This is a genomic window from Micromonospora sp. NPDC048169, from assembly GCF_040652815.1.
Lineage (GTDB): Bacteria > Actinomycetota > Actinomycetes > Mycobacteriales > Micromonosporaceae > Micromonospora.
Window position 1 is genome coordinate 60,097 of record NZ_JBEZMS010000007.1, and the last position, 12,393, is coordinate 72,489.

Genomic DNA, 12,393 nt, shown 5'->3' on the forward strand with positions numbered 1-12,393 from the left:
TGGGGTGAACGGATCATTTCACCGGCCCCCGCCCGGGTGTCAACGCCGGGCGGGACGGCGGTGGGCGCGCCGGGCGGTCCACGCCGGTCATGGTGTACTAGCGCCGTGGAACTTCTGCACTCGGGCAAGGTCCGGGACGTCTACGCCGACGGCGACGACCTGATCCTGGTCGCCACCGACCGCGTCTCCATCTACGACGTGGTGCTGCCGACCCCGATCCCGGACAAGGGCCGCCTGCTCACCGCGCTGTCGCTGTGGTGGTTCGAGCAGCTGTCCGACCTGGTGCCGAACCACGTGATCTCCGCGACGGACGTGCCGGCGGAGTTCGCCGGCCGGGCGATCCGCTGCCGGCGGCTGGAGATGGTGCCGGTCGAGTGCGTGGCCCGGGGCTACCTGACCGGCGGCGGCTTCGCCGAGTACCAGCGCACCGGCTCGGTCTCCGGGGTGCCGCTGCCCCGCGGCCTGGTCGAGGCGTCGATCCTGCCCGAGCCGATCTTCACGCCGTCGACGAAGGCGCCGAAGGGCGAGCACGACGAGCCGATCACCTACGAGCAGGTGGTGGACAAGGTCGGGCCGGAGGTCGCGGAGCGGCTGCGGCAGATCACCATCGACGTCTACCGGCGTGGCGCGGAGATCGCCGCCGAGCGGGGCATCCTGATCGCGGACACGAAGCTGGAGCTGGGCTGGGCGCCGGACGGCACGCTGGTCCTCGGCGACGAGGTGCTCACCTCCGACTCGTCACGGTTCTGGCCGGCCGAGTCGTACCAGCCGGGCCGCGCCCAGTTCTCCTACGACAAGCAGTACGTGCGGGACTGGGCCACGGCGAGCGGCTGGGACAGGCAGCCGCCCGCGCCGGAGGTGCCGGCCGAGGTGATCGAGGCGACCCGGGCCCGCTACGTCGAGGTGTACGAGAAGCTCACCGGCAACCGCTGGGACTGACGCTCAGTCGGCCCAGTCGAGCGTGCGCTGGACCGCCTTGCGCCACTGGCGCAGCTCGCGCTCCCGGTGCGCCGGGTCCATCGTCGACTCCCACTGCGCGTCCGAGCGCCACTTCTCGCGCAGCGTGGCCAGGTCGGGCCAGAACCCCACGGCCAGACCGGCGGCGTACGCGGCACCGAGGCAGGTCGTCTCGGTGATCCGGGACCGGACCACCGGCACGTCCAGCACGTCGGCGAGGAACTGCATGAGCAGTTCGTTGCCGGTCATCCCGCCGTCGACCCGCAGCCGCCGCAACGCCACGTCGGAGTCGGCGTTCATCGCGTCCACCACCTCGCGGGTCTGGAAGGCTGACGCCTCCAGCACCGCGCGGGCCAGGTGCCCCTTGGTGATGTAGCCGGTCAGCCCGGCGACCACGCCCCGGGCGTCGCTGCGCCAGTGCGGCGCGAACAGGCCGGAGAAGGCCGGCACCACGTAGCAGCCGCCGTTGTCGTCGACGGTGCGGGCCAGCTCCTCGACCTCCGGTGCGGTGGAGATCAGGCCGAGGTTGTCGCGCAGCCACTGCACCAGCGAGCCGGTGACCGCGATCGCGCCCTCCAGCGCGTACGCGGCGGGCTGACCCTCGATCCGGTACGCCACAGTGGTGAGCAGGCCGTGCCGGGACGGCACCGGGCTGGCGCCGGTGTTGAGCAGCAGGAAGCTGCCGGTGCCGTAGGTGCACTTGGCCTCGCCGGGCTGGAAGCAGGTCTGCCCGAACAGCGCCGCCTGCTGGTCGCCGAGCGCGCTCGCCACCGGCACTCCGGCCAGCACCCCCTGGGCGGTGCCGTACACCTCGGCGGAGCTGCGGATCTCGGGCAGCACGGCGGCCGGGATCCGCAGCGCGTCGAGCAGTTCCGGGGCCCAGTCGAGCGTCTCCAGGTCCATCAGCATCGTGCGGCTGGCGTTCGTCACGTCGGTGACGTGCCGGCCGGTCAGCTTCCAGATCAGCCAGCTGTCCATGGTGCCGAACAGCACCTCGCCGCGTTCGGCGCGCTCGCGCAGCCCGTCGACGTGGTCGAGCAGCCAGCGCAGCTTCGGGCCGGCGAAGTAGGTGGCCGGGATCAGGCCGGTGCGGGTCCGCAGCCGCTCCTCGTCGTACGTCTCGGTCAGCTCGCGCAGCAGCGGGCCGGTGCGGGTGTCCTGCCAGACGATCGCGTTGGCCACCGGGCGGCCGGTCGCCCGGTCCCACACCACTGTGGTCTCCCGCTGGTTGGTGATGCCGACCGCGGCCAGCGCCCCGGTGCCGATGTCGGCGCTCGCCAGCGCCTCGCGCACCACGTGCTCGACGTTCGTCCAGATCTCCTCGGCGTCGTGCTCGACCCAGCCGGGCCGGGGGAAGATCTGCCGGTGCTCGCGCTGGGCCACGGCGACGATCTCACCGGCCCGGTCGAAGACGATGCAGCGCGAGGACGTGGTGCCCTGGTCGATGGCGGCGACGAACTCTGCGGTCACGGCAGCACCGTACCCGCCGTGACCGCCCACCGTCTCCCTCCGGCGACCCGTACGATCATCAGACGTGCGTGACATTGCCGTGTTCAGCGGGACCGCCCACCCGGACCTCGCCGCCGAGATCTGCGCCCACCTCCACGTTCCACTGCACCCGGTACGGGTGTCCCGGTTCGCGAACGACTGCCTGGAGGTGCAGTTGCAGGCGAACTGCCGGGAGCGCGACGTCTTCCTCATCCAGCCGCTGGTGCCACCGGTGCAGGAGCACCTGGTCGAGCTGCTGCTCATGATCGACGCGGCCCGGGGCGCGTCGGCCGCGCGGATCACAGTGGTGCTGCCGCACTACGCGTACGCCCGGTCGGACAAGAAGGACGCGCCGCGCATCTCCATCGGCGGCCGGCTCGTCGCCGACCTGCTCACCTCCGCGGGCGCGGACCGGGTGCTGGCCATGACGCTGCACTCGCCGCAGGTGCACGGCTTCTTCAGCGTCCCGGTGGACCACCTGCACGCGCTGCGCGAGCTGGCCGCCCACTTCAAGGGGTACGACCTGAGCAACGCGGTGGTGGTCTCGCCGGACCTCGGCAACGCCAAGGAGGCCGCCGCGTTCGCCCGGATGCTCGGCACGCCCGTCGCGGCCGGGGCCAAGCAGCGTTACAGCGACGACCGGGTGCAGATCAGCACGATCATCGGCGACGTGACGGACCGGGACGTGATCGTGCTGGACGACGAGATCGCCAAGGGCAGCACCGTGATCGAGCTGATCTCGCACCTGCACGAGCGGCGGGTCCGTTCGATCCGGCTGGCCTGCACGCACGGCCTGTTCTCCAGCGGGGCGCTGGAGCGGCTGAGCGCACAGGAGGGCGTACTGGAGATCGTCTGCACGAACACGGTGCCGATCCCGGTCGAGAAGCGGGTGCCGAAGCTTGAGGTGCTGTCGGTGGCGCCGGCACTGGCCGAGGCGATGCGGCGGATCCACAACGGGGAGTCGGTGAGCGCCCTGTTCGCCTGACGGGCCGGGGTCAGCCCTCCAACGGGCCGGTGACGGGCTGCCGGGTGGTGAGCGCGGCGGTGATCCGGACGACGGTGCCGGCGTCGCCGCTGTCCACCTCCATCGAGTCGCTCAGCTCCCGGGCCAGCCAGAGACCCCAGCCGCCGGCGGTGTCCGGCGCGGGCCGGTCCCGGTCGCGCAGTCGCCGTTCGCTGATCCCGGGCCCGTGGTCGGCGACCTCGCAGACCAGGTCGTCGCCGCGCTGCCAGAGCCGCAGCCAGCCCTGCCCGCCGCCGTGCCGGACCGCGTTGGTGATCAGTTCGTTGACCGCCAGCACGAAGTCGTCCAGCCGTTGGCCGGACAGGCCCGCGCCGTGCGCGTGTGCGGTGACCGAGTGCCGCAGCCCGGTCACCTGCGCCTGGTCGAAGGCCGTGGCGAGAAGCAGGGAAGGTTCGATGGGCACAACCGTACGCGGTGCGGGGAGTTCTGCGTCTGTCATGACCCCGTCCCGACGATGGTTCTCGACGACTTTCGCGGCATTTCCACCGTACGTCAGGGTTTCTCGGGCCGCACCGGCCGGGGTGCCCTGGACGGGCTGTGACAGGGTGGCGCACATGCCGTCGTCCTCCGGCCTCGAGGGCCCGTTCTGGCGATCGATAGCGGTGTTCCGCTTCGCCGCGCTCGCGTACGTCGGACTTGTCGTGCTGCGCGACGCGGGCCGCTACGCGCACCCGGTCGCCGCGGGCGGTGTCCTGCTGGCGATGCTGGCCTGGAGCGGCGTGACGGCGGCCGGCTACGGGCGTCCGGCCGGGCGGCGCTGGCCGCTGCTGCTGACCGACCTCGGCGTGGTGCTGGCGCTCATCCTGGTCACCCCGTGGGTGATCGGGAGCGCGGCGCTGGTCGCCGGGGTGCCGATGCTGACCGCCGCCTGGCTGGCCGGGCCGGTGCTCGCCTGGGCGGTCGCCTGCGGGCGGCGTGGCGGCGCGGTGGCCGCGATCGTGCTCGGTGGCGCCGACCTCGCCACCCGGGACCGGATCAGCCCGTCCGCGCTGACCGGTGCGATCCTGATGCTGCTGGCCGGTGTGGTGGTCGGGCACGTGGCGCGGCTGGCGGTGGAGGCGGAGGAGCGGTTGCAGCGGGCGGTGGAGCTGGAGGCGGCCACCCGGGAACGGGAACGGCTGGCCCGCGACATCCACGACTCGGTGCTCCAGGTGCTGGCGCTGGTCCGTCGACGCGGCGCGGAGCTGGACGGCGAGGCGGCCGAGCTGGCGCGGCTGGCCGGCGAACAGGAGGAGGCGCTGCGGGCGCTGATCGGCCGGGCGGGGGCGGCGCCGGACCCGGCCGGGGCCGAGCAGGACCTGCGTGACCTGATCGACAGGTACGCCTCGGCCACGGTCGGGGTGGCCGCGCCCGCCACACCCGTGCCGCTGCCGGCGCGTACCGCCGGTGAGCTGGCCGCGGCGGTCGGCGCGGCGCTCGACAACGTGGCCCGGTACGCCGGCGGGCGGGCCTGGGTGCTGATCGAGGACGAGGAGGAGACGGTGACCGTCTCGGTACGCGACGAGGGACCGGGCATCCCGCAGGGGCGGCTGGCGGAGGCCGCCGCGCAGGGGCGACTCGGGGTGGCGCAGTCCATCCGGGGCCGGGTGGCGGACCTGGGCGGGGAGGTGCGGATCGCCTCCGCGCCCGGCGCCGGCACCGAGATCGAGCTGGTCGTGCCGAGGAGCCGAGGATGAGCGTCCGGGTGATGGTGGTCGACGACCACCCGATGTGGCGTGAGGGCGTGGCCCGCGACCTCACCGAGGCGGGCCATCAGGTGGTGGCGACAAGCGGTGAGGGTCGGCAGGCGGTACGGGTGGCCGCGGCGGCCCGCCCCGACCTGGTCGTGCTCGACCTCCAGTTGCCGGACATCTCCGGCGTCGAGGTGATCCGGGGCCTGCGCGCCGCGCTGCCCGACGTGCGGGTGCTCATGCTCTCGGCCAGCGGGGAGCCGCAGGGCGTGCTCGACGCGGTGAAGGCCGGCGCCACCGGCTACCTGGTCAAGTCGGCCGCCCCGGCGGAGTTCCTGGACGCGGTGCGCCGCACGGCTGCCGGTGAGCCGGTGTTCACGCCCGGCCTGGCCGGGCTGGTGCTGGGGGAGTACCGGCGGCTGGCCGCCGCGCCGCCCGACCCGGACGACGACGCACCCCGGCTCACCGAACGGGAGACCGAGGTGCTGCGCCTGGTGGCCAAGGGGCTGTCCTACAAGCAGATCGCCGACCGGCTGGGCCTGTCCCACCGGACCGTGCAGAACCATGTGCAGAACACGCTGGGCAAGCTCCAGTTGCACAACCGGGTCGAGCTGACCCGGTACGCCATCGAGCGGGGCCTGGACGGCTGAGCGGTCAGCGCGCCTCCGGCGGCCGGGTCTCGTGCACCGCCAGCTCCTCCGCGCTGGCCCCGCCGCCGGCCGCCCCGGCGTCGTAGGCGACGTTGTCGGTCTCCTGGTCGGTGTGCGCGCCCTCGTCCGGCTCGACCAGCCGGCCCACCTGGTGGTCGGCGACGGTGCCAAGCTGCCCGTGGTCGTACACGGAGACCGGGGAGTTCGGGTCCGAGACCGGGCCCGGGTCGATCACGTCGGCGTCGAGCTGGGCCTGCGCGGCGGCCTCCTCGCTGTCCGCCTCGGCGGCGATGTCCGGGTCGACCGGGCCGGCGAGCGGATCGTCGGCGGGGCGCTCGTACCGCTCGCGCTGGAGCTTGTAGTCCAGCGACTCGCCGTCGAGCTGCTCCTCCGCCGTGGTGCCGAACTGGTCCACGGCGACCGGCGTGCGGTCACCGGGGAGCTGGGCCGGCTCGGGGCCGTCCGCCTCGCGCCCGGTCAGCACGTCGTCGTTCGCGGTGGAGTCGTCGTCGGCGGTGTCGGGCAGGCCCGCCGCCTCGGGATCGGACACGGGGGTGGGGTACTCGTCGTCGCGCATGCTCGGCATCTACCCACTGCGCTCCTCGCACTAACCGCGACCGGCCGGGTGGATCGGGAGTAACGGGGCGAAAAGGTGCCTCAGTTTGCGGAACATCGCCTCGTCCTCGGCGTACAGCACGCACCACACCACCTTGCCGTCGGGCAGCGCGGTGCTGCCCCAGCGCCGGGCCACCGTGTCGATCAGCAGCAGCCCCCGCCCGCCCACCGAGTCCGCCGGCGCCGGCCCCCGGTACGCGGGCCGCCCGGTCGAGTGGTCCCGGACGGCCAGGTGCAGCGCGCCGCCGCGCGGGGCCAGCCGCAGCGTCATCGGCGTGACGGCGTGCGCCACCACGTTGTTGACCATCTCGGTGACCGCGATGCAGGCCGGCTCCGCCAGCTCCGGCAGCCCCCACCTGGCGCACCCGGCGGTCACCAGCACCCGCGCCTCGCGGGCGGCCTCGACCACCGGGGGCAGGTCGGCGTCGAGCGGCTCGGGCGGCGCGTCCGGCGGCGGCGCGGCCGGATCGAGCAGCAGCTCGGCGGCGGGCCAGTCGGCGACCGCCCGGCAGACCTCGTCCAGCGCGTCGCGTGCGCCCGGATCGGGAATCCGCACTCCGGACAGGTCCACCAGCAGCACCCCGGGTCGCCGCCACAGCCGGGCGAGCAACGCGTCCCGCACGCTCTCCACCTCGGACCGGTCGAGGATTCCGGTCAGCCGGACCGTCGGGGAGGAGTCGTCGGTCTCCACCAGGCAACGCGCATCCGTCGGCATGATCGCCCCATTGTGCACGTCGGCCCGCGCCCGCGCACCGGTCCGGTCGACGGGACTCACGGCCGACCGGACCGCGACCGGCGGCTGAGCGCCGCCACCGTGCCGACGGCGGTGCCGGCGGCCAGCCCGACGGCCGCTGTCAACCGCAGCACCTGACCGCGTCGGCCGGACCACCCGTCGGTCCGCTCCGCGTCCGAGTCCGGCGTGAACACGGCGCCGGTGGAGCCGGCGCGGAGGCCGGGGCCGAACTGGGTGCGCGCGGTGTACCAGCCCAGCACCCGCTCGGCCACCGCCGGGGCGAGCCGCCACTGGAGCCCGATCAGCCGGGCCGCGCCGCCCGCGTACGCCTCCCGCCGGGGCCGGCGCAGCAGCTTGACGATCGTCTCGGCGACCATGTCCGGCGGGTACACCGGCGGCGGCGCGGTCAGCTCCCGGCCGGAGTGGTTGGCCGCGTGCCGGAAGAACGGCGTGTCGATGGTGGCGGGCAGCACCGTGCAGACCGAGATGTTCCCCCGGCCGGTCACCCGCAACTCCTGCCGTACGGTGTCGGCCAGCCCGCGGATCGCGTGCTTCGTCGCGTTGTACGCCGACTGGTACGGCATCGCCACCTCGGCCAGCACCGAGGCGTTGTTGACGAGCACCCCGCCGCCGGCCGCCTCCAGCCAGGGCAGCGCGGCCCGCGTCCCGTACACGGCGCCGAGCAGGTTCACGTCCACCACCCGGCGGAACTCGGCCACCGGGATCTCGTCGAACAGCCCCACGGTTCCCACGGCGGCGTTGTTGATCCAGGCGTCGATCCGGCCGAACTCGGCCACGGCCCGCTCGGCCAGCCGCTGGACCGCCTCCGGGTCGGTCACGTCGGTGGGCACCACCAGGGCCCGCCCGCCCAGTTCCCGGCAGAGCAGGGCGACCCGGCGCAGCGCGGATTCGGTCCGGGCGGCCAGCACCACGTCGGCGCCCCGGCGGGCCAGCGCGTACGCGGTGGACGCGCCGATCCCGCTGGAGGCGCCGGTGACGACGACAGTGGCGTCGGAGAGACTGCGGGTGAGCGGCATTCCTCGTCGGTACCCCCGGCCCGGGCCGTCATGCCGACCGATTTCGCCCGTGATCGGGTTCGGTCGGCTGTCCCGTCGGCGGGACGCGGTGGCCGGGTGACCCCCCGATCTGTCAGGTTTGGGCGCACCGGACCTGGGTTAATGGGACGCTCTGACCGGAGACCCCGCTCGCGAGAACGCATGGAGGTGCACCATGCGCGTCGGCCTTGTATGCGCGCACGCCGGCTCGTCCACCGACGGTCCCGCCGTCGGGACGCAGGAGCACATTGCGCGCGTGGCGGCGGAACTCGCCGCCCGGGGCCATGACGTCCGCGTCTACGAGCGCCGTGCCGCGTCCGTCCAGCCCGCCCTGACCGAACTCGACGGCTACCGGGTGGAACGTGTCCCGGTCGGCCCGCCCGACACGCTCTCCACCGCCGAACTGGTCCCCTTCGTCGCCGAGTACGGCCGCTGGCTGGCCGGGCAGTGGGCCGGTGACTGGACCCCCGACGTGGTGCACGGGCACTACTGGATCGGCGGGCTGGCCGCCGCCCACGCGGTACGCGCCACCGACATCCCGGTGGTGCAGACGTTCCACTCGCTCGGCGTGGAGCAGTTGCGCCACCTCGGCCGTGACTACACCGGGCCGGGGGAGCGCATCCCACTGGAGCGGGCGCTGACCCGGGCCGTGGACGTGGCGGTGGCCCAGTGCAACGACGAGGTCGACGAGCTGACCCGGATGGGCCTGCAACGCACGTCGGTGGCGATGGTGCCGACCGGCGTGGACACCGGCCGCTTCCACCCGGACGGCGAGGCGGCGCCCCGCGACCGGCGGCCCCGGATCCTCTCCGTCGCCGGGCTCGCGCCCGGGCACGGCCAGGACGACCTGATCCGGGCGATGCGGCTGGTCGGTGACGCCGAACTGGTGATCGCCGGTGGCCCGCCGCCCGAGCGGCTGGACGGGCACGCCGAAGCGCGCCGCCTGCGCGAGCTGGCCGAACGCGCGGGCGTGGCGGAGCAGGTGAAGCTGGTCGGCGCGGTGCCGCACGACCAGATGGCCACCTGGTACCGCTCCGCCGACGTGGTGGCCTGCACGCCGCACTACGCGTCGGCCGGGCGGGTGTCGCTGGAGGCGATGGCCTGCGGCGTGCCGGTGGTCGGCTACGCCATGGGCGGCATCGCCGACGCGGTGGTGGACGAGGTGACCGGCAAACTGGTGCCGCCGGGTGACGTCCGCACGCTCGGGGTGACGCTGCGCCGGCTGCTGTCGGACAACGCCGGGCGGTTCGCGTACGGGCACGCCGCCGTGGACCGGGTCCGGTGCAGCTACACCTGGGAACGGACCGCCGCCGCGCTGGAGCGCCTCTACGAGCGGGTGATCGGGCGTCGCCGTCCGGCCACCCCGATCGAGCCGACGCCGGTCGAGGTGACCGCGCCGGTCGAGGTGGCCGCGCCGGTCGAGGTGGCTGTCTCGGAACGGGGACCGGTCGAGGCGGCCTGAACCGGCACCATCCCGGCGCCCACGATCGCCTTCTGGCGGGCGCTGGCGTGGTGGTGCTGCGGTTCGGCGTACCGGGTCAGGCCGACCACCGCCGCGAGCGTCACCAGGAAGCCGAGCCCGGCCAGCCACTCCCGGCCGGGCCAGATCTTGTCGTTGAGCAGCAGCAGCCCGACGACCGCCGCGGGCACCGCGCCGGCCGCGTCCATCGCGGCGACCGCCGCCGTGGTCGACCCGCGTTGCATGGCCAGCCCGAGCAGGAGCTGACCGATCACCGAGTGGACGACGAGCAGGTAGAGCAGCGGGTCGCGGAAGAACGCCTCCGCCGATCCGGCCGAGGCGAGCGGGCGGGCCGCCACCGCCGCGGCGGAGAACGCCATCCCGGCGAGCGAGCCGAGCACCACGGACCCGAGCGCGCCGTGCAGCCGGGCGGCGAAGAAGCCCGAGCCGGCGATCGCCACCACGGCCACCGCCAGGCCGACCAGCCCGGCGGTGCCGAGCTGCCGTGACGGCGCCGGCTGGGCCGACAGCACGAGCGCGGTGATGCCGGCGAACAACAGCACCAGCAGGACCACCTCGGCGGCCGGCAGCCGCCACTTGAGCACCAGCACGCCGAGTACGGCGGTCACCCCGAGCCCGGCCGCCACGCTGGCCTGGACCAGGAACAACGGCAGGTCCCGGCGGGCCAGGAAGGCCAGCACGAAGCCGACCACCTGGCAGGCCAGGCCGATCAGGTACGTCCGGTGCCCGGCGAGGCGCAGCAGCAGTCCCGGGTCGAACGTGTGGTGCACAGTGGTCCGCGCGGCGGCGACCGACTGAAGGAGGTTGGCGAAGCCGTACGCGATGATCATCGCCGCCAGGAAGCACCAACCAGAGGAAACCACCTGGCGAGGATAGAGGCTCCCCCCGGGTCAGCGCTCGGCTGGACGGCCGAGCCGGGCCAGGATGTCGTCGTGCAACGCGCCGTTGCTGGCCACGGCGCTGATGTCGGCCGAGTCGGTGCCGGCCGGCGCGGGCCGCCCGGCCAGGTCGGTGATCGTTCCGCCGGCCTCGGTGACGATCGGCACCAGCGCGGCGATGTCCCAGAGCGACAGTTCCGGCTCCACCATCACGTCCAGTGCTCCCTCGGCCAGCAGCATGTAACCGTAGAAGTCGCCGTACGCGCGGCTGCGCCAGGTGTCGCGCATGAGTTGGAGCACCGCGTCCAGCCGGCCGGCCTGTTCCCAACCGGTCAGCGACGAGTAGCAGAAGCTCGCGTCGCCGAGCGCGGTGACGCCGGAGACCCGGATCGGCGTGCCGTCGGCCGGGCCGGTGCCCGCGAACGCGCCCGCGCCGAGCGCGCCCCACCAGCGGCGGCCCAGCGCCGGGGCGGAGACCAGGCCGAGCACCGGCCGGTCGTGTTCCAGCAGCGCGATGAGCGTGGCCCAGACCGGTACGCCCCGGACGAAGTTCTTCGTGCCGTCGATCGGGTCGACCACCCAGCGCCGCCCGTCCGGTCCGGCCGGCGGCTGCTCGCCGTACTCCTCGCCGAGCAGGCCGTCGGCGGGACGGTGGGCGGCCAGCAGCGCGCGGATCTCCCGCTCGACGGCGGTGTCCGCGTCGGAGACCGGGGTCAGGTCCGGCTTGGACTCCACGCGCAGGTCGAGTGCGCGGAAGCGGGCCGAGGAGACGGCATCCGCCGCGTCGGCGAGCAGGTGGGCGAGGGCGAGATCGTCGGCGTACCCGGTCATGTCCGACACGCTAGTGGCGGCGGCCCGGCCCGCGACGGCGGGTCGCCGCCGGTCCGCCGATCAGGACCCGGCGAGCGGGTCGCCGGGGTTGCGCTCCGGTTCGCGCGGGTCGCCCTCGCCGCTGCGCGAGGCCAGCAACCGGCGGTACGAGGCGAGCCGGCGCGCGTCCGCCTTGCCGGCGGCCACCCAGGCGTCGAGCGCGCAGTCCGCCTCGTCGGCGGTGTGCGGGCAGTTGGCCGGGCAGTCCACTGTCGCCTCGACCAGGTCGGGGAAGCCGTGCAGCAGGCTCTCGGCGGACACGTGGGCCAGCCCGAAGCTGCGTACCCCAGGGGTGTCGACGATCCAGCCGGTGTCGCCGTCGGCGCCGCGCTCGGCGGGCAGGCGCAGCGCCACCGCGCTGGTCGACGTGTGGCGACCCCGGCCGATCGCGCTGACCGTGCCGACCGCCCGTTCGGCGTCCGGGACGAGGCGGTTGACGAGCGTCGACTTGCCCACCCCGGAGTGCCCGACCATGACCGAGACCCGGCCGGTGAGCAGCGCCCGCAGCGCGGCCAGGTCGGAGTCCGGGCGGATCAGCACGTACGGCAGCTCCAGCTCGGTGTAGTAGCCGAGCACCGCCTCCGGGCCGCCCAGGTCGGCCTTGGTGAGGCAGAGCAGCGGCTCGATGTCGGCGTCGTACGCGGCCACCAGACAGCGGTCGATGAACCCGGTGCGCGGCGGCGGGTCGGCGAGCGCGCTGACGATCACCAGCTGGTCGGCGTTCGCCACCACCACCCGTTCCAGCCGCCCCTCGGCGGTGGTCTCGTCGTCGTCGGCGGTGCGCCGCAGCACCGAGGTCCGTTCGGCGATGCGCACGATGCGGGCCAGCGCGCCGGGTGCCCCGGAGCTGTCCCCGACCAGCCCGACCCGGTCGCCCACCACCACCGACTTGCGGCCCAGCTCGCGGGCGCGCATGGCGGTCACGAGCGGCGCGTCCGGCCCGGCCCCGGACAGCACGCACGTGTAGCGGCCC

Annotated in this window: 12 protein-coding genes and 1 pseudogene; 5 read left to right on the plus strand and 8 right to left on the minus strand. The window is 74.3% G+C overall.

Translation table 11 applies throughout. The features are described from left to right. Positions 1-105 precede the first annotated feature (105 nt). A complete protein-coding gene (locus tag AB0D28_RS08740; RefSeq protein WP_357383674.1) occupies positions 106-939 on the plus strand; it encodes a phosphoribosylaminoimidazolesuccinocarboxamide synthase in 834 nt (277 codons plus the stop codon). A gap of 3 nt (positions 940-942) precedes the next feature. On the opposite strand, the gene glpK is transcribed toward AB0D28_RS08740, so the two are convergent. Continuing rightward, the gene (glpK, locus tag AB0D28_RS08745) at positions 943-2,427 is read right to left on the minus strand and encodes a glycerol kinase GlpK (RefSeq protein ID WP_357383676.1); all 1,485 of its coding nucleotides are present in this window, start codon (positions 2,425-2,427) and stop codon (positions 943-945) included. 64 nt (positions 2,428-2,491) lie between these two features. On the opposite strand from glpK, the gene AB0D28_RS08750 reads away from it, so the two are divergent. Then, a complete protein-coding gene (locus AB0D28_RS08750) occupies positions 2,492-3,430 on the plus strand; it encodes a ribose-phosphate pyrophosphokinase (protein WP_357383678.1) in 939 nt (312 codons plus the stop codon). Positions 3,431-3,440: 10 nt separating this feature from the next. On the opposite strand, the gene AB0D28_RS08755 is transcribed toward AB0D28_RS08750, so the two are convergent. Next, entirely contained in the window at positions 3,441-3,908 is a 468-nt protein-coding gene (locus tag AB0D28_RS08755) for an ATP-binding protein (protein ID WP_357383680.1), read from the minus strand. A 115-nt stretch (positions 3,909-4,023) separates the two neighbouring features. Here AB0D28_RS08755 and AB0D28_RS08760 point away from each other — a divergent pair, with 115 nt between their 5' ends. Continuing rightward, entirely contained in the window at positions 4,024-5,145 is a 1,122-nt protein-coding gene (locus AB0D28_RS08760) for a DUF5931 domain-containing protein (protein WP_357383682.1), read from the plus strand. Continuing rightward, positions 5,142-5,789: a response regulator transcription factor gene (locus tag AB0D28_RS08765; RefSeq protein ID WP_357383684.1), complete on the plus strand. Its 648-nt coding sequence runs from the start codon at positions 5,142-5,144 to the stop codon at positions 5,787-5,789. The genes AB0D28_RS08760 and AB0D28_RS08765 overlap by 4 nt, the downstream gene beginning before the upstream one ends. A 4-nt stretch (positions 5,790-5,793) precedes the next feature. Here the strand turns inward: AB0D28_RS08765 and AB0D28_RS08770 are convergent, their stop codons facing one another. Genes AB0D28_RS08770 through AB0D28_RS08780 form a run of 3 tightly spaced genes read right to left on the minus strand, consistent with a single transcriptional unit; the run spans position 5,794 to position 8,174 of the window. Then, positions 5,794-6,366, minus strand: coding sequence for a DUF5709 domain-containing protein (locus AB0D28_RS08770; RefSeq protein WP_135241906.1), 573 nt, complete (start codon positions 6,364-6,366; stop codon positions 5,794-5,796). Positions 6,367-6,396: 30 nt separating this feature from the next. Next, positions 6,397-7,119 carry an ATP-binding protein gene (locus AB0D28_RS08775; RefSeq protein ID WP_357383687.1) on the minus strand — a complete coding sequence of 241 codons (723 nt, stop codon included), beginning with the start codon at positions 7,117-7,119 and terminating at the stop codon, positions 6,397-6,399. 56 nt (positions 7,120-7,175) lie between these two features. Beyond that, complete coding sequence (locus AB0D28_RS08780; protein ID WP_357383689.1) at positions 7,176-8,174, minus strand: SDR family oxidoreductase; 999 nt, start codon at positions 8,172-8,174, stop codon at positions 7,176-7,178. A 193-nt stretch (positions 8,175-8,367) separates the two neighbouring features. On the opposite strand from AB0D28_RS08780, the gene AB0D28_RS08785 reads away from it, so the two are divergent. Then, positions 8,368-9,654, plus strand: a complete 1,287-nt coding sequence (locus tag AB0D28_RS08785; RefSeq protein ID WP_357383691.1) for a glycosyltransferase — start codon at positions 8,368-8,370, stop codon at positions 9,652-9,654. Positions 9,655-9,674: 20 nt separating this feature from the next. Here AB0D28_RS08785 and AB0D28_RS08790 read toward each other — a convergent pair. From AB0D28_RS08790 to rsgA, 3 genes and pseudogenes are all read right to left on the minus strand, one after another. Further along, positions 9,675-10,502, minus strand: a pseudogene (locus AB0D28_RS08790) (hypothetical protein); the annotation flags it as partial. 60 nt (positions 10,503-10,562) lie between these two features. Further along, positions 10,563-11,381 carry a histidinol-phosphatase gene (gene hisN, locus AB0D28_RS08795; protein WP_357383693.1) on the minus strand — a complete coding sequence of 273 codons (819 nt, stop codon included), beginning with the start codon at positions 11,379-11,381 and terminating at the stop codon, positions 10,563-10,565. Positions 11,382-11,441: 60 nt separating this feature from the next. Continuing rightward, the gene (rsgA, locus tag AB0D28_RS08800) at positions 11,442-12,377 is read right to left on the minus strand and encodes a ribosome small subunit-dependent GTPase A (RefSeq protein WP_357383695.1); all 936 of its coding nucleotides are present in this window, start codon (positions 12,375-12,377) and stop codon (positions 11,442-11,444) included. Positions 12,378-12,393: the final 16 nt, after the last annotated feature.

Bases quoted from the DNA above. Each gene is read 5' to 3' on its own strand.
- AB0D28_RS08755 (WP_357383680.1), bottom strand. From the start codon at position 3,908: ATGACAGACGCAGAACTCCCCGCACCGCGTACGGTTGTGCCCATCGAA.
- AB0D28_RS08760 (WP_357383682.1), top strand. From the start codon at position 4,024: ATGCCGTCGTCCTCCGGCCTCGAGGGCCCGTTCTGGCGATCGATAGCG.
- AB0D28_RS08765 (WP_357383684.1), top strand. From the start codon at position 5,142: ATGAGCGTCCGGGTGATGGTGGTCGACGACCACCCGATGTGGCGTGAG.
- AB0D28_RS08770 (WP_135241906.1), bottom strand. From the start codon at position 6,366: ATGCGCGACGACGAGTACCCCACCCCCGTGTCCGATCCCGAGGCGGCG.
- AB0D28_RS08775 (WP_357383687.1), bottom strand. From the start codon at position 7,119: ATGCCGACGGATGCGCGTTGCCTGGTGGAGACCGACGACTCCTCCCCG.
- AB0D28_RS08780 (WP_357383689.1), bottom strand. From the start codon at position 8,174: ATGCCGCTCACCCGCAGTCTCTCCGACGCCACTGTCGTCGTCACCGGC.
- AB0D28_RS08785 (WP_357383691.1), top strand. From the start codon at position 8,368: ATGCGCGTCGGCCTTGTATGCGCGCACGCCGGCTCGTCCACCGACGGT.
- hisN (WP_357383693.1), bottom strand. From the start codon at position 11,381: ATGACCGGGTACGCCGACGATCTCGCCCTCGCCCACCTGCTCGCCGAC.